This is a genomic window from Paenibacillus sp. sgz302164, assembly GCF_056120505.1.
Genome location: NZ_JBVYOL010000015.1, coordinates 44,399 through 64,365, shown reverse-complemented (window position 1 = coordinate 64,365; position 19,967 = coordinate 44,399). Strand labels below are relative to the sequence as shown.

The 19,967-nt window shown below is 44.2% G+C and carries 23 protein-coding genes and 1 riboswitch; of the genes, 3 read left to right on the top strand and 20 right to left on the bottom strand.

Annotation, left to right across the window (positions count from 1 at the left end; translation table 11 throughout):
- Positions 1–256: 256 nt before the first annotated feature.
- Positions 257–511 (top strand): type II toxin-antitoxin system HicB family antitoxin, encoded by a 255-nt coding sequence (locus tag AC0LWT_RS23540; RefSeq protein ID WP_474683728.1) that lies wholly within the window; start codon positions 257–259, stop codon positions 509–511.
- A 138-nt stretch (positions 512–649) separates the two neighbouring features.
- Positions 650–738: riboswitch (cyclic di-GMP riboswitch) on the bottom strand.
- 293 nt (positions 739–1,031) lie between these two features.
- Here AC0LWT_RS23540 and AC0LWT_RS23535 read toward each other — a convergent pair.
- Complete coding sequence (locus AC0LWT_RS23535; protein ID WP_474683727.1) at positions 1,032–1,253, bottom strand: hypothetical protein; 222 nt, start codon at positions 1,251–1,253, stop codon at positions 1,032–1,034.
- Between the two features lie 1,765 nt (positions 1,254–3,018).
- Here AC0LWT_RS23535 and AC0LWT_RS23530 point away from each other — a divergent pair.
- A complete protein-coding gene (locus tag AC0LWT_RS23530; protein ID WP_474683726.1) occupies positions 3,019–3,966 on the top strand; it encodes a coiled-coil domain-containing protein in 948 nt (315 codons plus the stop codon).
- A 575-nt stretch (positions 3,967–4,541) separates the two neighbouring features.
- Here AC0LWT_RS23530 and AC0LWT_RS23525 read toward each other — a convergent pair.
- The 18 genes from AC0LWT_RS23525 to AC0LWT_RS23440 form a co-directional block, all read right to left on the bottom strand.
- Complete coding sequence (locus AC0LWT_RS23525) at positions 4,542–5,609, bottom strand: nuclease-related domain-containing protein (protein WP_474683725.1); 1,068 nt, start codon at positions 5,607–5,609, stop codon at positions 4,542–4,544.
- A gap of 482 nt (positions 5,610–6,091) precedes the next feature.
- Complete coding sequence (locus AC0LWT_RS23520) at positions 6,092–6,367, bottom strand: DUF1294 domain-containing protein (RefSeq protein ID WP_474683724.1); 276 nt, start codon at positions 6,365–6,367, stop codon at positions 6,092–6,094.
- A 207-nt stretch (positions 6,368–6,574) separates the two neighbouring features.
- Positions 6,575–6,802 carry a hypothetical protein gene (locus AC0LWT_RS23515; protein WP_474683723.1) on the bottom strand — a complete coding sequence of 76 codons (228 nt, stop codon included), beginning with the start codon at positions 6,800–6,802 and terminating at the stop codon, positions 6,575–6,577.
- Positions 6,803–7,075: 273 nt separating this feature from the next.
- Complete coding sequence (locus AC0LWT_RS23510; RefSeq protein ID WP_474683722.1) at positions 7,076–7,792, bottom strand: hypothetical protein; 717 nt, start codon at positions 7,790–7,792, stop codon at positions 7,076–7,078.
- Between the two features lie 597 nt (positions 7,793–8,389).
- The gene (locus AC0LWT_RS23505; RefSeq protein ID WP_474683721.1) at positions 8,390–8,524 is read right to left on the bottom strand and encodes a hypothetical protein; all 135 of its coding nucleotides are present in this window, start codon (positions 8,522–8,524) and stop codon (positions 8,390–8,392) included.
- 91 nt (positions 8,525–8,615) lie between these two features.
- Positions 8,616–8,903, bottom strand: coding sequence for an ADP-ribosylglycohydrolase family protein (locus AC0LWT_RS23500; RefSeq protein WP_474683720.1), 288 nt, complete (start codon positions 8,901–8,903; stop codon positions 8,616–8,618).
- Positions 8,904–9,033: 130 nt separating this feature from the next.
- Positions 9,034–9,738: an NYN domain-containing protein gene (locus tag AC0LWT_RS23495; RefSeq protein ID WP_474683719.1), complete on the bottom strand. Its 705-nt coding sequence runs from the start codon at positions 9,736–9,738 to the stop codon at positions 9,034–9,036.
- Positions 9,739–10,128: 390 nt separating this feature from the next.
- Positions 10,129–10,377 carry a hypothetical protein gene (locus AC0LWT_RS23490; protein WP_474683718.1) on the bottom strand — a complete coding sequence of 83 codons (249 nt, stop codon included), beginning with the start codon at positions 10,375–10,377 and terminating at the stop codon, positions 10,129–10,131.
- Positions 10,378–10,670: 293 nt separating this feature from the next.
- A complete protein-coding gene (locus tag AC0LWT_RS23485; RefSeq protein ID WP_474683717.1) occupies positions 10,671–11,078 on the bottom strand; it encodes a hypothetical protein in 408 nt (135 codons plus the stop codon).
- 176 nt (positions 11,079–11,254) lie between these two features.
- A complete protein-coding gene (locus AC0LWT_RS23480) occupies positions 11,255–11,824 on the bottom strand; it encodes a hypothetical protein (protein ID WP_474683716.1) in 570 nt (189 codons plus the stop codon).
- 213 nt (positions 11,825–12,037) lie between these two features.
- A complete protein-coding gene (locus tag AC0LWT_RS23475) occupies positions 12,038–12,997 on the bottom strand; it encodes a helix-turn-helix domain-containing protein (RefSeq protein ID WP_474683715.1) in 960 nt (319 codons plus the stop codon).
- Positions 12,998–13,207: 210 nt separating this feature from the next.
- Positions 13,208–13,342, bottom strand: coding sequence for a hypothetical protein (locus tag AC0LWT_RS23470; protein ID WP_474683714.1), 135 nt, complete (start codon positions 13,340–13,342; stop codon positions 13,208–13,210).
- 315 nt (positions 13,343–13,657) lie between these two features.
- Positions 13,658–13,813 (bottom strand): hypothetical protein, encoded by a 156-nt coding sequence (locus tag AC0LWT_RS23465; protein WP_474683713.1) that lies wholly within the window; start codon positions 13,811–13,813, stop codon positions 13,658–13,660.
- 45 nt (positions 13,814–13,858) lie between these two features.
- Positions 13,859–14,200: a hypothetical protein gene (locus AC0LWT_RS23460; RefSeq protein ID WP_474683712.1), complete on the bottom strand. Its 342-nt coding sequence runs from the start codon at positions 14,198–14,200 to the stop codon at positions 13,859–13,861.
- Positions 14,201–14,423: 223 nt separating this feature from the next.
- Positions 14,424–14,669, bottom strand: a complete 246-nt coding sequence (locus tag AC0LWT_RS23455; RefSeq protein ID WP_474683711.1) for a hypothetical protein — start codon at positions 14,667–14,669, stop codon at positions 14,424–14,426.
- Positions 14,670–14,766: 97 nt separating this feature from the next.
- Positions 14,767–15,243 carry a hypothetical protein gene (locus AC0LWT_RS23450; protein WP_474683710.1) on the bottom strand — a complete coding sequence of 159 codons (477 nt, stop codon included), beginning with the start codon at positions 15,241–15,243 and terminating at the stop codon, positions 14,767–14,769.
- 274 nt (positions 15,244–15,517) lie between these two features.
- The gene (locus tag AC0LWT_RS23445) at positions 15,518–15,781 is read right to left on the bottom strand and encodes a hypothetical protein (protein WP_474683709.1); all 264 of its coding nucleotides are present in this window, start codon (positions 15,779–15,781) and stop codon (positions 15,518–15,520) included.
- 8 nt (positions 15,782–15,789) lie between these two features.
- Positions 15,790–16,065 carry a hypothetical protein gene (locus tag AC0LWT_RS23440; RefSeq protein ID WP_474683708.1) on the bottom strand — a complete coding sequence of 92 codons (276 nt, stop codon included), beginning with the start codon at positions 16,063–16,065 and terminating at the stop codon, positions 15,790–15,792.
- Between the two features lie 335 nt (positions 16,066–16,400).
- Between AC0LWT_RS23440 and AC0LWT_RS23435 the strand changes: the two genes are divergently transcribed.
- Positions 16,401–17,492, top strand: coding sequence for a tyrosine-type recombinase/integrase (locus AC0LWT_RS23435; protein WP_474683707.1), 1,092 nt, complete (start codon positions 16,401–16,403; stop codon positions 17,490–17,492).
- Between the two features lie 1,900 nt (positions 17,493–19,392).
- Here the strand turns inward: AC0LWT_RS23435 and AC0LWT_RS23430 are convergent.
- Positions 19,393–19,830, bottom strand: coding sequence for a hypothetical protein (locus AC0LWT_RS23430; protein WP_474683706.1), 438 nt, complete (start codon positions 19,828–19,830; stop codon positions 19,393–19,395).
- Between the last annotated feature and the right edge of the window lie 137 nt (positions 19,831–19,967).

The window sequence follows — 19,967 nt, the reverse complement described above, 5'->3', positions numbered from 1 at the left end:
TTTATCGAAAAAATCGATTTTTGACGTTCCAACAATAATTCTTAATGAAATACTTATCAAAACTTTAATGAATCTGACTATTGACGGCATGAATTCATCATATTTCGACAAATTATTTACCAAATAGGCTTAATTTTTGTCCAGATAGGCATTTTAATACAATGGGCCTATAGAAAAGTTATAATCGTACTATAATTAGTACAAAACAACCACAAAATCATCACAAACCTTTCAAACTCAGCAAGGAGGAAGCAATATGTCTATAAGTGGTTTTACTGTTTTGTTAGAAGAAGATTATGCATCGAATAACTTCTCAGCTTACATTCCAGAACTTCGTTTGAGTGGTGTCGGCGAGACAGAAGAAGAAGCTTTGGAGTGTGTTAAAGACCAGATCAAACTTGAATTAGCGAAAACACCAAAACCTTCAATTTACTCAACAAAGATCCTTACCATTCAAGTAGATATTCCAACTGCAACAAACTTGACTGGAACATATCCCACTGCAGTATAGTCCTGTTTTATTATGTAAAGTCCGCTCCTGGCCGCCAATAATATAAAGGGAGCGGACTATCGCATTTTAATAAAAAATAAAAGGCCGTGTCCCCGGATAGCAGGGGACACGGCCTTTTACCAAAGATAAATAATATCCTCCGGCAACCAGGCTATCATGATTCCTTACGGAATTTTAGACCCTTAGCTTTGCGTCCTTGCCTTTCAGCAAGTTTGCCCCTTTTTCGAGTTCAGTCTCTATGATAATACAAAGAAGGACTTCATGACAATAGACCTACATAAATAGGTTCATAAGACTATAGAATATTGTAGATAATCATACAAAGTATTACATCTGAACCAATATTGCTCATCCGTTCAAAATGCGGAGTAAGTGTCCCGTAATTGTTTGTGAATAATATAGTTTTTCTAGGAAGCCCTGATTTGCGATCCGTGCGTCGGGTTCAGAAAATAATAAACTATAAGATGAATAATAAAGTAGACTGACAAGTGAGGTGATCCGGCGATGATGGCCCGGACCGCTACGCTGCAGTTCCCGGTGCGATCCCGCGCTCGGACGGCGATCCGATAACGGCGGCTGACGGCCCTGCTACGCTGCAGCTCACGAGCCTGGTTCTTCCGGTTGCGTTCCTGCTTTCGGGCTGCGGCCAGTGATCGCAGCTGACGGTTTTCCCGGATGCGTTCCCGCGCACAGGCGGCCTGCCAGAAACGGCGGTGGCCAGCGGCTGCGCTATAGCTCTCACTTCAAGTTCTCCTTTATGCGATCTAATCTCGGACGGCGCCTCAGTCTATTACTCTATTATCCTACTTTCAGCATTCTCAGTTCCATCCTCATGAGTCAAGTCTACAACTTATTCTTCTAAAGCATATGTTTTTCTAACAAAAAACCGCTCGGATCCAACAACTCCAATCTACTACATTATTTTCTTAATACAACTGATACCACAAGCAACCTCTTGGTTCTTTTGCCAAGAGGTTTATTATAAGAACAGATGATAAGTTATATATATTTATAATTTATATTACAAACGGCTTTTGAACCATGAAAGAGAGCCGGGGGGTTGTCCGCGGCTCTTAAAGTTTCAAGAGGAAGCGGTAATCTCAACAAAGTCTCATGTTATTAGCAACCATTTACTGTCTCAAATAATTGATGCAGTACAAAATAAGAAGATATCCGATTCCACCTGGGGGGATGGCCAGGCCGACGGTTTACATGCTCAAGGGGAACCGATGCGCGACGGCGATGCCCGCCGATTGCTCTGTACGGCAGCGGAGATTGGATGCCTGCCGATTTATACCAGGATGATCCGGTGTTGATGGCGGACGGGCGAGTGCACTGCAGTTCCCGCGCTCCCGGTTCTCCCGGATGCGATCTGCGCTCGGGCGACGCGCCGGGACGGCGACGGTGGCCCGCTACTCCGCTGTTTGCGAATAATAAAGATTTAGACCGACAATATAGTTAAAGTTGAAGACTGGCGCGACAGCGGCTGCAGTTCTCGCTCTGGTTTCTTCCGGATGCCATCCGCATACAGGGCTGCGTGCCGGTGACGGCGTGGTCCGGATTGCTACTCTGCAGCTCTCGCTTCGGGTTCTTCTGCGTGTGGTCTCGCGCACGGGCGGCGACCGGGTGGCCTACTATTCAGCTCGCGCTCCCGGTTCTCCCCGGTTCGGTCTCGTGGAGTCTAATATAACGAGTGAGCTTACTTCCCACTGCCCCTTCCGTCTTTTTAGGTTTAATCCAAATGGATATCTAAATGATCTAAATAAATCATAGGATATCTTTGATATCTTAGATATCCAAAAGTAATATGATGCGTTTTAACTTACTTTTTTAGCGTAGGGCGCCCACTTAGCACCTACCTCACCCACCCCAGTTTAGCTGGTGTCTCCGTAGCTCGGGGACGTTCCTTGTCACAAGGGGTAAGTGTCAAGGGGAGCGGTGATGATGCTACGTTGCAGATCAGACCCTTGGCTCTTCCGGATGTGGCCAGCACACCGTCGGCGTGTCGGTGACGGCAGCGGACGGACGCCACTCTACCAGCACACGAAGTCTGGTTCTCCCGGATGTAAATCCGCACTCAGGCGACGTCGGTTCGATTCGTCATCTATATGTTTCTTATAGATATCCAATTAATAGTTTAAAATCAATGGATATCCTTGATATCTGAGATATCCATCGTTTACATATGTCCTTCATTGGTTTATAATGGTATCAAGAAAGATGCGCCAATGTCTAACGGATACGATTGTGGCTCAACTCAGCAGCGCTCTCTGCTGCAACTCACACTTCTGGTTCTTCCATCGTGCGTTTTCTTGCCTGATTGTCGCAGCGGGATACTTTATTTTCTTCTTATAAAGCGAAAAGAGAACGGGGAGGCAAACGATGGTAAACGTACTTCAATTAGAACAATTTAAACCGGGGCGCTCGACGCTCGTGGTAATGTACGAAGAGGCGACGGGGTATCATCCAACTAAAAAACTATCTATCAGATTAGAGGGGGCTGGACGATGAGCGAGAAGGTCGAGAAAACACAGAAACTCTATAAGCCTACCGTCGAGGCGCGCGAGATGGCGGAGCGCCTATTCCGCGAATCCGGACTTGAGTTCGAGGGGGACTTTTTCGCTCAGGTTATGTCGACGTATGAGCTGCAACAGATGAAAAACGGCCTCGGCGCTGGCTATCAGAAAATTATCTCGAACGCCGAGTATCACGCGAAAAGCCTCGTCGACGCTCTAACGTCGATCATCCAGACGGAGCAGGGGGATCGGATCCAGCTCGCCGAGGGATACGAGGATAAGATTGCCGGATTTGCTGGCGAACTGTCCGCGCAACAGGACGAGATCTCCCAGCTAAAAAAACTCCAACAGGAGACAGCGGAACAGGTCGTAAAGGTCATGGACGAGAACAGTGAGCTGAGAAAATACATCACGAACATCGAGCAGCTGAACGCGAAAAACGAGGTAATCCTCGTAGAGAACAAAGAACGGTTCGAACGCTTGTCGAAGATGATCACTGACGGACAAGACGCGGTTATCCAGAAGCAGGAATTAGAAGCTCGGATATCCGAGATATCAAAGATATCTGAAAAACAAGCGCGAGAATTGGAAGATGCGCAGAAAGCTGCAGACGAGGCACAGGTGCATTTTCGTGAGGAGCTAGAACGCATGGAGGTTGTCCATACTGAAAGGACGCAGAGCGCCACAGAACGCGCAGATATTGCCTTGGAGAAGGCTGTTCTCGCTGCTCGCCGGGAACTAACGGATCAGGCCGATAAAGAACGCGCTGAGTTGACGAAGCAGCTGCAAGCAGCCGAGCGTGAGCATAACGTCGAGATTCGGACACTCTATGGCGAAATGGACAAGCTCCGGCAGCAGCTCGCCACAATGCAGCAGCAGAAGGGGCCGCGCGTTAATGTCCGAGAGAAAAGAGAGGGCAGCGATGGAATAACTGAATGAAGAAGATCACGAGGACGCTCTTGGAGCGTCTTAAACGGATGATCAAGTCAGCGAACAAAGCAGCCAATAGAAGTAGCACTATTTTCACACTGAGATCGAGCTAGTCGCAATCAAGGCCGTAATGGAGACGGAAACGCCTCGTTCGTTCCAAGCGGTGCTCCATAAGGTTATAAGTTACCCTTATAAGAAGATGACAGGCCGCGATCCATGAGCATAAACACAAACATATTCGATCTCCAAAAAGAAAAAGCCCCCCGTTACACTGGAGGGCTTATTATTATTCACCAATGAGAGAAAATATGTAGTAGACTCGGGTTACTGATGATATCGATGCTCCGATGAATCCACGACTAATTTTCAGATGGAATAATTTCATCTAAAATCCCTTGTAGCTGGTCATGCTGAAATAGTTCTGCCACCACCTGTTAATCGAATGACCTTTTGCAAATGCTTCGCTGCCCGGCCGGAATGATATACCCACTCCCTAGTTGCTTGTGAGGTTAACGAATCGAGCATGATGTTATGATACGAAACCATAAGTCGATGATAGTGTTCTCGGATTTTGGATAGCAAAGTTATTCCTCCTCGTTGACTTTTCGTTGAAATTTTGCTTTAAACACGCCGTATCTGCCAGAACCCTGATAGGTTAGTACCATTCCTGCTTTTTCAAGAGAGCGGGACTTTTCCCGTTCCCAAACATCCTCTTCCATGATCCTCCCAATAATTTCAGGAAAGTCTTTGTCTAGGGGAAAACCCATTTTTCGAATCCATGCCGAAATAAATTGGCGTACATCGGGGTCGAACGCTTGGTATGTATTAATTGCAATTTCCTCGTCACCTAGAGTCAAAGAGGCCATTTGCTCAAGATCTTTCGTAACCGCGATAGGTGCATTTATTTTTAATCCATACGGGACATCAAAGCCGAATTCTTCGGCTATCATTTTTGTTGTGTGAAATTCCTGGTGCGTGGGCGCCTTCTTTTCTTCTTCAATATGGTCAGTCAGAGACTCTTCGGGTTGAACAGTTACACTCCTCAGCCAGGTATGAATCTTTTTTAGCACTGCTGCAGATAACTGTCGGTTAGGCCGATAAGAACGAACGTATCCATCGATCTCATCCGGATGCAAAACAGGGATTTCTTCGGTGTCAGTTTCCAAAATTACACGTGGATTATTAAATACGACGATCCCTTGAATCCATACATTACAGTCCAGCTCAATTAATTTTTTGGATATGGCATATATATGTAGTTTTGTTTGCTTGTTTGGATTCTTAAGTGATTTTTCAATTACTTGTCCCTTCTCAGTTTTATATTGCGTCCATTGTTCGTCTCTTTCAGAGCCTACAATACGGCCAGAGCGACTTTTTGTAACAATAAGGAAAATACCGTTTGGCCTCACGAGTATCCGATCGATCAGAACTGTCAAGTTTTCAAAGGTCACAGAAACATGCTCATAACTTTGCGGAGCGTTCCATATCTCACTTTCTGTTTCTAGATCTGACTTCGGTCTCCAAGCTTTCGGCTTGTCCGGAGCGGGATGAATTCGTTTTCTCTTCTTTTTTCGCCTAATCGTCGTTATAATGAGAAGCCAAGCTAGAAAACAAAACGCCATTATGATGATAAGAATCGCAGCATCATGCAAGACATACCAACACCCTTTCCTTGATTCCAACATATTAATTAATTAGTAAATATAATAATATGTAACTATTATATAATAGCACTCTCGACAAATAAATGACTTTTTCTTCTGTCAGCAAATAATACAATCGTAGACCGTGATAATAGAGTTGTAGACTGGTGGGCAAGCCAAGCGCTGCAGCTGGATGGCTACGCCGCAGGCTCACACTCCTGTGGTTCTTCTGGATGCCGTCCGCACACGAGGCTGTGCGTATGTGAAAGTAGCCGTCCGGGCAGCTGCGCTGCAGATCGCGCTTTAGGTTCTTCGGCGCGTAATCCGCGACGGAGCCGGCGGCACGGTGGCTACGCTGCAGTCGCGCTTCGGGTTCTACCGGATGCGGCCCGTGAAGGGGCGGCGCGCCCGGTATCCGACCTGTTCTCTGCAGCAGAAGAAGCGAGGTTTCCCTCGCTTCTTGACAGCATCTGGCGCCGCGGCAGCCGATTCTATTTTGTTAACATAAGCTTGATGACATAATAGACGCAACCGATATTGAGTGCAAATAAAGATGGGACCCCGAGGAGAAAGCTCATATGTTTGGTTTTATGTCGGAACGATCGCATCCCAAGCCAGGTTCCTAATGCTCCCCCTACTGCGGCAAAAGCAAACAAGCGCTTCTCCGGAATGCGCTGCCCTCCGCGACTTGATTGTCCTTTATCATATCCCATCATGATAAACCCGATTAAATTTACGAGGATGAGGTATGCAATAATGAGAGTCATTTTAAAATCTCCCTTTCTGACTAAAACTAAGACGAATTTTGCGTCATTCATAAATGATCGAAGGTTCAGTTAGTTTTCTACAGCTTTTTTTAATGTAGTCCTCCCATCATATTAGTTATATGTTACATCGGTCATGTCATTTTTATTTATTGTAAGACCAATTAGATTGTTGACTCTATCCCGAAATTCTTTATATTTTTTTGTTAGTCAAAAGACATTCGACGTAATTTTCTCCCACTGCTCACCGGCATACAGAGGCCCTGGAAGGTTCATCGTGCGGAAGAGGATGTGCTCGGCCGGCCCCGACCACCGCTTGTCCAGATACTCCAGATGGAATTGATCGGTATCGATTCTAAAAGCAATTTCCGTAGCTTGCAAACGATCCAGTTCCGATTCGATGCATTGGCCAGCTACTTCGACCGCTTCGACTTTCAATTTGACAAGTGTTTCCCCTTAATGCAGAAAGTTTTTCGAGATCGAAAGTAACCCCACGTTTCGTCGGCAGCGCATAGTAAGCGGGATTGTGCCCTACTTCCTTCGTCAATGTTTGAATAACCGTGTTATCTCCGGACATCCCATGCAAACCGGTACTCTGGATTGCTCACCCTCAAATCGCCCAAGAGGTCATCCAAAATTTCAATCAAATGAATGCAATAAGATACTTTTATCTCAATTTCTGACATTGGGACTATCCTCTCGCTTCCTTCTTTAAATCGGTCTTTCATCATATCTTCTTAATTGCTCCCCCGAAAGTTCAAGCCGAACCTTGACAGGCTCATCACTTCCTTTTCTGATTACAAAAGCCTCTCCCGGTACAAGGTCTTCACGCAGCATTCGCTCCGCGGATTCCCGTGACCGGAACGCAAGAACCATGGGGAATGCTTCCGAAAGGCGCGCTCCATGTTTCTCAAAGATTCTTCTATTCATTACGGCCGTGACAATAAAAAAAATATTTTTCGCATTTGCTTCTTCAATCCATTGTGTAAATTGATCAAGCTCATCATCCAAATACTTGATTCCACCATCGACGACGATGTAATCGTAACCGGACATAAGGCCGTATCCGTCGATCAATCGATACACGAAATCAATGAATTCCATTTTTTTATCAACGTGTTTCGAGAAAGTAATATTTGTAAGTCCGGGCACTGCTTCTCCGAGACTGAATTCATTCGATTCTATCGAATGGCCACCGGCCAATTCAGTAAATTTTTTGAGTCCACAATGAGAATCAAGATGAAGCACGTTTTTGCCGTTCTCTAAAAGATAATCCAAGGCGGATTTTACCGCAAAGCTTTTGCCGCTCCCGAGATCACCAATTACAAGAAGATTGCCGTCCAGTAGATGGCTATCTTTGAGTTGAAGGTTCGCTTCCCGAATCTCGATATTTGTTTGATTGCTGAGGACAACCAATTGATTTTCCATAAGGTAACATCCCTTTCGACTATATTTTTCCCCACTGCAAACGAGGTTCTGCAGCTACTTTCCGCATCAACCTCTTTATCGCCTTTTCAATGGCAGGTGCCAATTTCTTTATATACCGCTCTTCCTGTACCCGTATATAGGCTGGCCCTAGAAGATCAAGTTTCATGATTTGTACGCTAGGATATGATTTTATGCCTGACTTTACTATCGTAACTTCAACTATATAGGGGTCATACAAGAACTGACTTGAAAGATAACGGATGAAGTAACGATTCTCGAAGGGCATGATATCTGCCTTCATCCAATTGGCAAAAGGAATCGGTATATCAAAAAAGTCAGGTTAGCTAATCACCAAACGACCTCAAAAAGTATTCACAAATCGCAATAATGGCCAGGATAACAACAGGAAGAATAAAAACATAATAAGTAAATTCCATCTACATCCGACCTCCAAAAGGTCCATGATTTTTACCCACTGGTATTGATTAGTGACGGTAAGATAAATGCCAATCCTCCTTTCAACAAGTTCAAGCGGCGCCTCATGTCTTTGTTTCGTTATGACCAAGCTATAATCCGTCGTCCTACTCTCCCGAATTACTATTTCGGAAGCACCCTGTTGTTCTCCTCTAACGGAATCAAGGCTGCTTTCAGCCGTTTTTTGTCGATGATGTCGTGCAGATTGTCCGCGATGTCCACCCACCGCTCTGGAATGGCCTGGATGCCGTAATACATACCCGCAAGCTACCCATAAACCGCTCCGGTTATGTCGGCATCGCCACCCAAGTTTACTGCTTTGAGGACACCCTCCTAAAAAGTCGTGCTGTTATGGAATGCCCATAATTCCGCTTCGAGGGACTTTACCACATATCCGACGCCCTGAATGAACGGGAGATTTCTTTTTTGTAGCTATGCCCTCAGCTATTTCCCCAATTTCAGCAAGCGCAGAATCAAACCAATTGGCTGCATCCTCCACACTCAATATCTCTTCCTTCGTAAACCCGTTCATCACTTTAACCATCATGAATGATAAGAGCCGGCATGCATCTACGGCTTCCGCGGCCCCGTGAGTCATTCGCGAGCTCATGGCAGCGTAGTCGATGGCCTCTTTCATATTCTATCGGGACGGGGGCGAGGCCGCATGATAGATCCATTTCCTGCTGTCCTTGTAATAGATTTAGATTGGAAATCTATCGAGAAGCCATCGACGGTCGGTCTATTTTTTATTAAGATTTTTTGTTCGATTAATATTTCTCCACACTTAAATTGGGAACGGTTTGAATCTCTATGAGATTTTCTTTTATAAGGCCAATTTTATTAAGCTCTTTTGCAACGACGGATCGTTCTAATCTATATTTTTTTGAACATTCATTAACGATAGAGTAAAAATTTTCAGCTAACCCAAGCTCTTTTTGAGTATGTATTGTATTTAAGATTTTATTTCTAACATCCTCTTCATCGTAGGCTCTTGTTAATACGGTAGAAGACCAACTTGCAGTTTTTCTTAAATGTTGTGACAAACAACCTTCAACTGCCATTACTCCTACAGTTTTATTCATGAAATTGGTTAAATGGGACACAGCGGACTGAAAATGACCATCACCTGTAACCAAAATAAATTGTTGCACTTCTTTGTATTGGTACGCTGTTCTATAAATATGATCCAGCATTATAAAATCAGTGTAATTTTTCTTTGTCCCATTAATAGAACAATCGATAATATTGTTCGTAATTTTTCTGATTTTAAGAATGTCGTCTTTGATTAGGTTTTTTGTAAAATCTCCAAAAAAATAAATATCTTTGACCTCGTTTTTAGATTTAATATTAAACCAAAATTCATTAAGATTTGGCTTTCCTCTGTATTTATTGTTATAAAGGCTCCAAAACCAATATTCGTAATCGACAAAAACGACTGTAGATAACAATATTTCTTCTTTTGTTTCCACCATTAAACAACACCCATTCCTTCCTAAATTAATAATAATTCAATACCGAATGTCCATTTTTTCTTTGAATCATTTTTTCAATTTCATCCGGTTTTAGTATGCTTTTCTATACTTGTGCCTTGAATTGTGGTGCAATGTTAAAATCAATCGCTACAATATCTTTGAATAAGTCCCCGGTCATAGATATCATAGTTCCGAATCCGATGAAATTATTAAGTGGCAGCCCTCTGTGTTCCCTCAGAGTTCTAATCTGCGTATGCTCGAAATAATATCGCTTTCGGTCTTGTCGGCTTTGCTGCGTTTGTTGCCTACCGTGCTGCTTACAAAATTCGCAGTTTATACATTTACTCCTTCCCTGATGAATGGAGTTCGGAGGTATCGCTGCTTGCCTCTCTAACAAAAGTGGTCCATAAGATCAGACAGTTCATTCGGGAGATCATCTAATGATTCAATAGTCTCCTCGTATTCGTAAACAATATGGCATTCGGTTGCGGAGTCAACCAGATAATCATTAATCAGCTCCACCCAGTTTGACTCTGAGAATTCAAAGTCAGGTTGCTTGATGCCATTCATATAAAGGGCAGCCCCGTAATGCGTTGTATTGACAACAGCAATATGTACTTTCTTCTGTGTTTCGGCCATAAACACTGCTCCTTTCCTTCACTTTGTACATCTGTAAGTTTTTCAATACGGATTTGCGGAGAGAGCTCTTCTGCTCGAATAATGGTTCTATATTCCCTCTCGTTTGCGCCAGCCTTAATAAACAGCTTCGATTTATCAATAAGGTCGGGATGCGTTGATGGCAGAATGCCTTGTAATGCGGACTTCCTAGACTTCCAGAATCAACTTCTCGCCTATGGTTATCCTGATGTTTGCTTGCCCAGCCTGCTTGAAAACCTCTGCAATGATCATGTCCTCTACTGTTTACAGCTTTTCTAAAATGCTAGGCTCATTTGCTCCAAACCGTTTTCTTCGCCCGGCAAGGTGTAGTTCACCTTGGGGAGATACTGTGCAGCTAATACCTGGATGCGGCTCTTATCCGAATACTTTGCCTCCAACTGCCGTCCAGGATCGATGATTCCCGTGGCCTGTTTCTTAGGAAAGCGTATTTTCACTTCCAGAACCAAATTGCCGTTTGAGTTTTGTATATAAAAGTCTGGTATATCCTGGCTTGATAACCGCTTTTCTCGTTCAAAGGAATACCCCGATAATGCGAGAAATCTTTCGACTTCTATTTGGGTATGTTTCTCTTGCGTTGTACTAAATCTTTGCAACTTTAGTTGTTCGTAAAGCTGATGCTGAAAATTCAAAAATTCATAAACAACCTGATTTTCAACCTTCATCACCTTCACCTGCCTTTACCTGAACATGAAAATCATCCTCGAAGTTCCTTGCTATAATTTTATTACATTAAAGTATTAGTGTACTAACGAGTTATATCTGGTGAGCAACTATGTCGATTGATTCAAACTTCTCGATTTCCTTTACTTGCTTCTTGTCCATTTCAACCCCCTCCCTATTAATCCTGATCGCCCCTGCATTCAGCACATTTATCGTACTTCGAATTTATTAAGACTTCGCAGACAGGGCATTTTTTTAAAACACCCATTGCTTTTGCATCTTGATAGAACGAGTGAAGTTCCGATTCAAGTCGTCTGATTTCGTCCTCCAGTTCCATGGTCCTATGTGCCACAAGAAGGGCTACGCGGGCTTCTGGGGTGTTGAACTTGTTAAACACGTCACGGTCTATCTGCTTTTGGTGGATAAGCTCATTCCATATTTTGATCTTATCGATAATAATTTCTTCTGGCTTCGTGCGGTTCTCGTATATCGGGAATTTGTGTCGTTCTTCTAATGGAACCTCACCCCAATGTCCATTCTCTTTCAAAATCGAAATGACCTTGCCTGCATAATGCTCATTGGTGTTGATGACAAGGTAGGTGTTCTCTTGCTTGCCTTCCTTTGTCCGCAGTTCATTGATCTCCTCAACCACGTTTGTAAAAGTTTCTTTTGCATGATGACTCAGCCTCTCGATGTACTCATTTTTGATTACCGTGAATTTTTTATCTATCCCAGCTAAGTTCGCCATTGTATTTCCTCCCATGTATTTATTTCAATATGTTATGAAGCCTGGCCACCGCTTAATTTCCCACAAATTTATTCCTTTTGCGAAAAAATTCTAAGACTATCTCTTTAGCTGAAGATATTATCTGGGTGTTTCGTTGCAAAGAGATGGTACTCTCTCTTTCCAAAAAATACTTGTTTCAAGGATCTAAGAAGGGCCTAATCGATCACCTTTCGATTAAAACTGAGTCTCCAGCCATTCTTGAAGTGTCTTTCCTTCTTGCTCCGCTTTGGCCAGAAGTTCTGCTTTTTTTCCCTCCGGGAGATAAAAGGTAATGGGTGATAATCCTGTATCAACAAGAGTCCCGTCATATTTCGGGATGATTTCGCCGGCCTTAATAAACAGCTTCAGCTTATCAATTAGGTCGGGATGCGTTGATGGCAGAATTCCTTGTAAGACTGACTTCTTGACTTCCAGAATCAACTTCTCGCCTATGGATATCCTGATGTTTGCGGGCCCAGCCTGCTTGAAAACCTCTTCAATGATCGTGTAGATCATCGAATCCAATGTAGCCGGAGCGGGAAATTCAAAGCGGGCAAAACCATAGGTTGTGCTCTGTTTTTTTGGTGTTATGGTCAGAAAAGGCATCCATCCTGTTTCTATGGCTTCTTCATAAGCGAAGCAAGCCCCTGACTCGCTTTGAAGCGTAATCTCCAACTTGGAACGACTTACCCGTTTCATATCTACAACGCGAGCGATGCAGCCGTCTTTGACATAAGGCTGGAATAAAAAGACTCCGGATTTGCGATCATAGATCGTATCATATTTGCCCGAATCCGGATTGTTACGGATATACTCATCTAGATGGTTTTCCTTAATGAAGTATGTTCTTTTGCCGCGGAGCTCGGCTTCATAGTAAGAAAGAACACCCTCCTTAATCATTTTCTGAATAAATGACTTCGATCGGCCAATCCGGGCTGCAGCTTCAGAAGTTGTTAAGTCTGTTCTAACGTATGCCGGCTTAATTCGCTCAACATCTTCCTTACGGAAACGATAGCCCCCATCCCCTTTATAAGTGGTTCGATTAACAGGATTAAGACATTTTTCCGGATCCGGATGGTTCACAATTTTATATATGGACGTCGCGGTGATGTTGAGTTCCGCAGCTGCTTCAGTGACGTTCAAATATTCGCTCATTTCGGGCCTACCTTCCTTAGCAAAGTTACAATTACAAGATCCTCCGTCATATACTTTGGAGCTTCACCTTCCGAGTAGTTGGCGATTCGTTGCCGTAGCTCTTCAACATCCATTTCCAGACTTTAACGAGTGGCTCTATCATCGTCCGGTATGTCTTTACTGGTCCCATACTCATCCTCCTGCATTCCCATGTACAAGTTATCAATAATATTACTTCCGAAATAACTTAAACAAATCTTTCATCAAATCTTTCATCAAATCTTTTAAATCTTTAATAAACTCTCCAAAAATATAGCCACTAACCAATAACCCCAAGACAATTATTATCCACATTGCAATTTCCATATAATTCACCGCCTGACGAACATACTATATTACGCTCAAAATATAACATCAGCGATTTTATCAAATAGAGCTTTCCGCTCTACCGAATTTAAGTCCTTGGAATGTAGGGTTTTTCGCTCATAAACCCATCCCCATGTATCTGCTATTTCAGCGAATGTTCATCGCCGTACTGCTTCTTTAGCAAAATACTGAGTTATTACTCGTTTGAAATCTTGAGTGCAGGAATCACACATATAAACCACATCATTCAAACTATTGAATATTACTCATGCCCTCACCTCAAGTACAGAGATATTCATATTGTCCTTTAACCTTTTAATCATCATCGCCGACAACATACCCTTTCCGTTCCAGATAATCCTTGATCTTGTCATGGATTGCGAGTTTCTCCTTCTGAGTTCCCCCAATGCATGATATATGCGCATCCAAGGCATCTACAATTTCTAGTAATTCCTCATCACTAAAATTCATGTCGTTTCCTCCCCTATGGTTCCTCAATATTCAAAACTGACCATATCATTGATGCTCATTCCCGAAAAATCCCTGCTTGATTATTTCCTTCGGATACAGCTTATCTACTAGTAATTGAGCGCTTGACCGATCGTAAACAGGAACGTACTTCCTTTCGCCTGGGCCTTTGACTGAATAACGGTAAGCAGCTGGTTCTTCGTTTTCGCCAACGGGAACTTCGAAATCGCTGCATCGCGAACGGGTAAGCAAGACAATATCCTTCGTTTCGTCTGGAAAGTCACCAATCCACCGGCTCCCCGTGAAGAATGGTTTGCCGAAAAATTCAACTTCGGCGCGCGTGTGAAACCACAACGGATTTTTCGACGGTTTCTTCTTCCATCTTGTCATTGGCATATTCCTCCATAATCATCGTCTTCATTGACGCAATCTCCGCTGAAGACGATATTTTGCCCATTATGAACGCATCCCGTGAAACCTTCATAAACGTTTTCAGTGAAGCTTTCTTTCTCTAGAAGTTATTTTTTCGTTCCACCTTTTCGAGCACTTTGGCTATTTTTTTGCGAGTCCAAGCCAAGCAGCTCCCTCCCCATGTCCTTCGATAATCAAATTGTTACTGTTCCTCTTCATCAAGCAAGTCATTTTCGCGTTTGCATTTGCAACAGCAGTAACCATAAAGTGCACCTGTCTCACTTCTAATCGCGCTATCTTCACTTTTGCAGCAGTCATCAAGCTTATCTCCGCAATCCCAACATACAATTTCTTTATTGGCTTCTCTGTCCTTGAAAAATTCGTCAAGTGTCGTGGAAAGTGCTTTTTCAAAGGATGGCTCCAGTTTAATAGGATCATTCTTTTTCATCAGTCATACACTTCCTCTGCATTGAATAAATTCAACTTTTCCTTTCGTTCCTTGCAAATTGCTTGTGCTTGTTCTAACGCTCTCGTTGAAAGAACAATTATTCCTGCTCCGTTCGTATAATCATGGGGAATCGGTAATCATATTCTCCGTTATAGCTCTTCCACTCGCCACTCTCGTCTGGCTGTAATCTTCCCTCTAAAACATCTATGTTAAATTGGTAATATGCTGATAATGCACGTGATCGGTCAAACCAAAAATCATGTACTCGCTTTACAGGTAGTCCGATAAAGGAGCGCTCCCCTTTATCGATCCGAAACTCGATCTCCATGATTTCTTCTTTGAATGGCCCCCATGCCGCGCCGGGGTTGTTTCGCACAAAGACTTCACCGAGGTATATCCCATAAGAAAGTATTGTCGAACCCATCGGTTCGTGGCCTGGCGGATAAACCCTATTGATTGCTTTTTCAATTCTTCCTAGGCTAGCCGGAGTGAAATCGACGCGAACGTCAAGCGCCCCTTCCATTAAAGTAGCCATGATTTGAGCAGCTTGAAGGAGCTGCTTTAATTTATCCATAAGGCGGACCTCTTTCAGTTTCCGATATTATATTTAATATAAGCTTGCGAAGCGATGAGCGCTGACCAAACAAACAAACAAACCTACAGTAAAAGCTAAAAGGGTATTCATAGGGAATGCGGTCCCAAATTATTCCACAAGTTATAATGAAAAGCGTTATAACCCAGCTATTTCAATCTTTCTTACATCGGAAATAAAGCACACCAACCTGTAAAGAGTGAATAAAATCTTCAACGCATAAATGATTACCATCATGCCCATCATCCTCGCTGATCTATGTACTGGAGTTGGTGTCAGTAAAGAGCAGCGCGCAAGCCTCTTTGTGCGTATAAAGATTCCTGTCCTCTTTGAATTTATCCGGGAGCGGGATACCAAATTCTTTTACAGCCCATATATCCAGTGTTTTAAGCTCCTGTCCCGCTCCGGTTGTACCACTGAGAAACATATGTAGTTGACGATCTTTTTCACTTATTTTTTCCGGTCTCATTCCTCCGCCAAACCTTCCCATGAAAATTCCATCCTTATTCGACATCATCATTCAGCTCCTCAACTCACTTTTTTCTTTAATGCTCCTATTGCCATTTCCATAATGGGATATTCTAGTTCATCACGGAGCGACGTTATCTGCCGTAATTGATCCGGAGAAGATCCAATCGCTTTAAGGCTTACAGCGAGTTCCGTCAGTATTTGCGAACAAACGTAGGCCTGCTCCATAAATTGAAATTCGTCTATAGCCGGAGTGATTTTTCCTTCAAGACTTTCAAACGTGTTTTGATATACAGACCTGATTGCCTGTTCAATGATTGTCCACTCGAGTTTCATGTTGAGATCCTTCTCCATTCTAATATATTAATTAATAAATTAATATATATGATACCATAAATCTTCCATCTTTGCATGTATTCATACTCATGTTACATTTTCGCACTCTTCCTTATACACTTTATAATTTTCGATTTTATTCTATCATAATATATTAAATCCCATTTTTACATTTATATAAAAAGAATAGACCATTATTTTATGTTATACTAGATTATGGAACACTTCCTCAGAATTAACTCCCTTCGATTATTATGTCCATGGAATGTAAGGTGCGAAGATAATGTTCACCTCAACTTGAACATTGAAACTTTTTAAGATTGGTGGAATACCTGATGAATTTTAATAATGAGCATGGTTTATTATCCGTGGTTTCCTCCAATACTGCTATTAACACGAATTCTATTGTTCAATCAAAAGTATTACTGGACGATTCGGTTTACTCAACGATTATGACGCATGTAACGCAGCATGAAGACGAAAAGGGCAATTATCGTTATCATGAGATTTCAAACATCGGCATGGTGTACCTCTTTGTCCATAAGAAAGGAACGAAGCGGTCCCTTAACACAAAGAGTGATTATGTAAGGGAATTATTAAATCTGCTTCATTATGTCGAATCGATCGGCAAGTCGGATATCCGGGAACTCTCCCGCTCCGACATGGAAGCCTTTCAATCCGTCATGGAATCCAAGTATTCAAAATCAACGACAAGAGCGAAAAAAATCGGAATCATTCAAAGCTTTTTAGAATGGTGTTTCGATGAGGATTACACAACAAAGAATCTGAGCCGCGGCTTGTTACACGTTCGGATAGATAAGAATAAAATTCCGGAGCGGGAGATTTCTGAAGAAGCTCTGCATGCAGCTATTCATTTTTATCATGACTACCCGAAGGTCAAGTCACTCCTGATGCTGTTAGCGACAACGGGCCTTCGCTTAAATGAAGTCATTACTCCTGAGTGGGGCGCTCTTTCATATGATCGGCGACGAAATCGCTTCTACCTCCGGACCATAACAAAACGGGGCAAAATTAGGTACGCTAACATCAAGCACTATGTTCTTGATGAGCTTCGGGAATATCGAAAACGTCTGGGATTAAATACGGAGATCGATCCATCAGATAAGACTCCCTTTTATCCTAATCGATATAAGAAGCATTACTCCTTGAGCAGTTTATCGACGCTGCTTTCGGGACATATGGATAAGGCAGGACTTACGACAACGCAGAATCATCGAGTAACTCCGCACTTTATGCGACATTACTTTGCCCAAGCAGCCTTGGCAGCAAGCGCGCCAATCGACTTTATCGCTGAAACCCTCGAACATAGCTCTAGCCGTATCACTAAGGAGAACTATTTGCGGAATGCACTAAAAAAAGAACATGATGTAAGCGAGCTCGTAGATATTCATTTTCCCGAGGGGTGAAAGAATCTTCATCAAATCGGTTCAACTGTATGGTTTTAAAGGATACGAAAGCCTTTCCCTCCCTCTTGCAGTTGGCTTTATCCGGTCCAAAGGGAAGTAAGAAAAACCAGATAATGTCAGAAGAAAATAAAGACTGAAAAATAAAATATTAGACCGGGAAAATATAGTTTTAGACCGACCCGCCAGCCCCCAGCAGCGCCCGCACTCCTGTTCTCTCCGATCTATGCCCGTGGCGCGACCGACGAACGTCGGCTTCGGCGGCCGGCTCCCTGCAGCTGCAGCCCGCACTTTCTGATTCTCTCCGGGCGATGCCCGCGGCGCGACCAACGTACGTCGGCTACGGCGCCAGGCTTCTTTCGTCGCGGGATCGGCACAAAGGCGGCGCGCCGGTGATGGTGGCAGCCGGGTGACTACGCTGAGGTCGCGCTTCGGGTTCTTCCGGATGCGGCGCCGCGGCGACGGCTGCGACCGGGTCACTCAGCGGAGTCTAATCCTTTATTTTCTGGTCTCGTCTTTTGACGCACCTTAATCGCGGGGCCAGTCTAAAACTTATTTTCGTTTGCTAACGATTTTGGAACCAAAATAAACGCGTCAAATCAGAGTTACGGTCTAATACTTTATTTTTTTCGAACAGATAGCGGATGCGCTGAGGTTTGCTGTGGGGAATTGAGGGAACGTCGCTTTCGGCTTGATTCATTTGATAGCATCATCTTTGCTGGTGACGAGAGCAAGCGCCCGTTAAATTTTTCGGCGGTAACGATCGAAGTAGACACAGCTGCCGAGCCTTGCCAATCGATGGAAAAGAGATCCGTATTACTCGTCGAATTTATTGTTTTTAATAAAGAGGAATTTTTAATCAATCGGCAGGAGTGCAGGCTCAGTGATATTGCCTCGTTGTCTCGTGCTACGGGAGCGGGAATTTGTTAGAAGAAAATAAAGTTTTAGACTGAAAAATAAAGAAATAGACCAGGGAAATATAGTTTTAGACCGACCCGCCAGCTCCCAGCAGCAGCCCGCACTCCTGGTTCTCTCCGAGCGATGCCCGCGGCGCGATCGGCGAATGCCAGTTACGGTGGCCAGTTCCTCAACAACTGCAGCCCGCACTTTCTGATTCTCTCCAGTCGATGCTCGCGGCGAGACCGACGAACGTCGGCTTCGGCGCCAGGTTTCTTTCGTCGCAGGATCCGCGCAAAGGCGGCGCGCAGGTGACGGTGGGTAGCGTTTTTCCTGACGTTATTACAAGCGTACTCTTTTGGAACACAATACATCATGATATGTGATCGGCCTGAGTTATTAAACAAATCCAATTGTGTTTCTTCCTATTAATATATACTTTTTTAGGGAGAATTAGATTGATGCTGTAGACTGTCGCACTGGCGGTGTCGGCTCGAGGTCCTGCAGCGCACCCGAGCAGTCTAATCTTTTCTCCTGTTTTGCATCTCACACTCCTAGTTTTCTCCGGACGAGAACGGCGCCGCGAGAGTAGTCAGCATGCATCGCAGAAACATTCCACCAGGAGCTCCCCTACCTTCCGATACTGCAGTTGTTCTCTTGAAACTTATGCTGCCGTCAGCCCGACCTCCCTCCCCCCCCGGGTGGAACGATAGGAAATCGCCGACCCACTCATCCACCAGTTGTTCCCTTGACAACCGGAGCCTTTCGGCGGAGCATGCCGGTTTGCCTGCTTATGTTTTCGTCATTGCCATTCACGTTCGAAAGTTTCTGCGTGCATCCATAATACTCCCCGCTACCGACCGGAGCGACCGGCTTGCTCCGCTCCCCCACATCACTTATACCGGCGGCACTGTAATCACAAGGCTGAATAAGTCGGTTAGCATACCGCGTTGCTCCCCCTGCCATCCGGAGCAATTAGCAGGAGCGGTCGCACGCGGCGGTTCGCCTACAGAATGTACAATACCGTCGACGCGGCCACGCCCAAGCTGAATTGAACCGAACAATAAAGTATTAGAGGATAATAAAGTTGTAGACTAAATACCGGCGGCACGCTCGTACTGTTATAGCTTTCGCTCATGGTTTCTTCCGTAGGCAGCTTCGAAGCGATCGGCACACCGGCAATGGCAGCCGATTCTATCAGCTGCAGTTTACGCTGCTTGTGTTTTCGATGAAGCCCGGCTTTGCGATCGGCGTGCTGGCACCGGCCGTCGGCTTGGCAGTTGCATCTCACGCTCCTGGTGCTTTCCGAATGTAGCCGCGCTTTGATCGGTTCGCCGGCAGCGGTGGCGGCTCGATCAACTACAAATCGTGTACCCGGTGCTTCCGGATGCGCCCGCGCTTCGATCAGCGCATCGGCACCGGCCGTCGGCTTGATCACCTGCATCTCACGCTCCTGGTTTCTTTCGGATATGGCCGCGCTGCGATCGGCGTGCCGGAAATGCTGCAGGCTCGTGTCAGAAGAAAATAGAGTTTAAGACTGAAAAATAAAGTATTAGACCAAGAAAATATAGTTATAGACCG

Coding starts and splice junctions, on each gene's coding strand:
- AC0LWT_RS23470 (WP_474683714.1), bottom strand. CDS start 13,342: ATGGAAATTGCAATGTGGATAATAATTGTCTTGGGGTTATTGGTTAGT.
- AC0LWT_RS23445 (WP_474683709.1), bottom strand. CDS start 15,781: ATGATGATGTCGAATAAGGATGGAATTTTCATGGGAAGGTTTGGCGGA.
- AC0LWT_RS23530 (WP_474683726.1), top strand. CDS start 3,019: ATGAGCGAGAAGGTCGAGAAAACACAGAAACTCTATAAGCCTACCGTC.
- AC0LWT_RS23500 (WP_474683720.1), bottom strand. CDS start 8,903: ATGAAAGAGGCCATCGACTACGCTGCCATGAGCTCGCGAATGACTCAC.
- AC0LWT_RS23465 (WP_474683713.1), bottom strand. CDS start 13,813: ATGAATTTTAGTGATGAGGAATTACTAGAAATTGTAGATGCCTTGGAT.
- AC0LWT_RS23455 (WP_474683711.1), bottom strand. CDS start 14,669: ATGAAAAAGAATGATCCTATTAAACTGGAGCCATCCTTTGAAAAAGCA.
- AC0LWT_RS23485 (WP_474683717.1), bottom strand. CDS start 11,078: ATGAAGGTTGAAAATCAGGTTGTTTATGAATTTTTGAATTTTCAGCAT.
- AC0LWT_RS23450 (WP_474683710.1), bottom strand. CDS start 15,243: ATGGATAAATTAAAGCAGCTCCTTCAAGCTGCTCAAATCATGGCTACT.
- AC0LWT_RS23505 (WP_474683721.1), bottom strand. CDS start 8,524: ATGTATTACGGCATCCAGGCCATTCCAGAGCGGTGGGTGGACATCGCG.
- AC0LWT_RS23460 (WP_474683712.1), bottom strand. CDS start 14,200: ATGACAAGATGGAAGAAGAAACCGTCGAAAAATCCGTTGTGGTTTCAC.
- AC0LWT_RS23480 (WP_474683716.1), bottom strand. CDS start 11,824: ATGGCGAACTTAGCTGGGATAGATAAAAAATTCACGGTAATCAAAAAT.
- AC0LWT_RS23490 (WP_474683718.1), bottom strand. CDS start 10,377: ATGGCCGAAACACAGAAGAAAGTACATATTGCTGTTGTCAATACAACG.
- AC0LWT_RS23430 (WP_474683706.1), bottom strand. CDS start 19,830: ATGCAGGTGATCAAGCCGACGGCCGGTGCCGATGCGCTGATCGAAGCG.
- AC0LWT_RS23435 (WP_474683707.1), top strand. CDS start 16,401: ATGAATTTTAATAATGAGCATGGTTTATTATCCGTGGTTTCCTCCAAT.
- AC0LWT_RS23540 (WP_474683728.1), top strand. CDS start 257: ATGTCTATAAGTGGTTTTACTGTTTTGTTAGAAGAAGATTATGCATCG.
- AC0LWT_RS23475 (WP_474683715.1), bottom strand. CDS start 12,997: ATGAGCGAATATTTGAACGTCACTGAAGCAGCTGCGGAACTCAACATC.
- AC0LWT_RS23440 (WP_474683708.1), bottom strand. CDS start 16,065: ATGAAACTCGAGTGGACAATCATTGAACAGGCAATCAGGTCTGTATAT.
- AC0LWT_RS23520 (WP_474683724.1), bottom strand. CDS start 6,367: ATGACTCTCATTATTGCATACCTCATCCTCGTAAATTTAATCGGGTTT.
- AC0LWT_RS23510 (WP_474683722.1), bottom strand. CDS start 7,792: ATGGAAAATCAATTGGTTGTCCTCAGCAATCAAACAAATATCGAGATT.
- AC0LWT_RS23495 (WP_474683719.1), bottom strand. CDS start 9,738: ATGGTGGAAACAAAAGAAGAAATATTGTTATCTACAGTCGTTTTTGTC.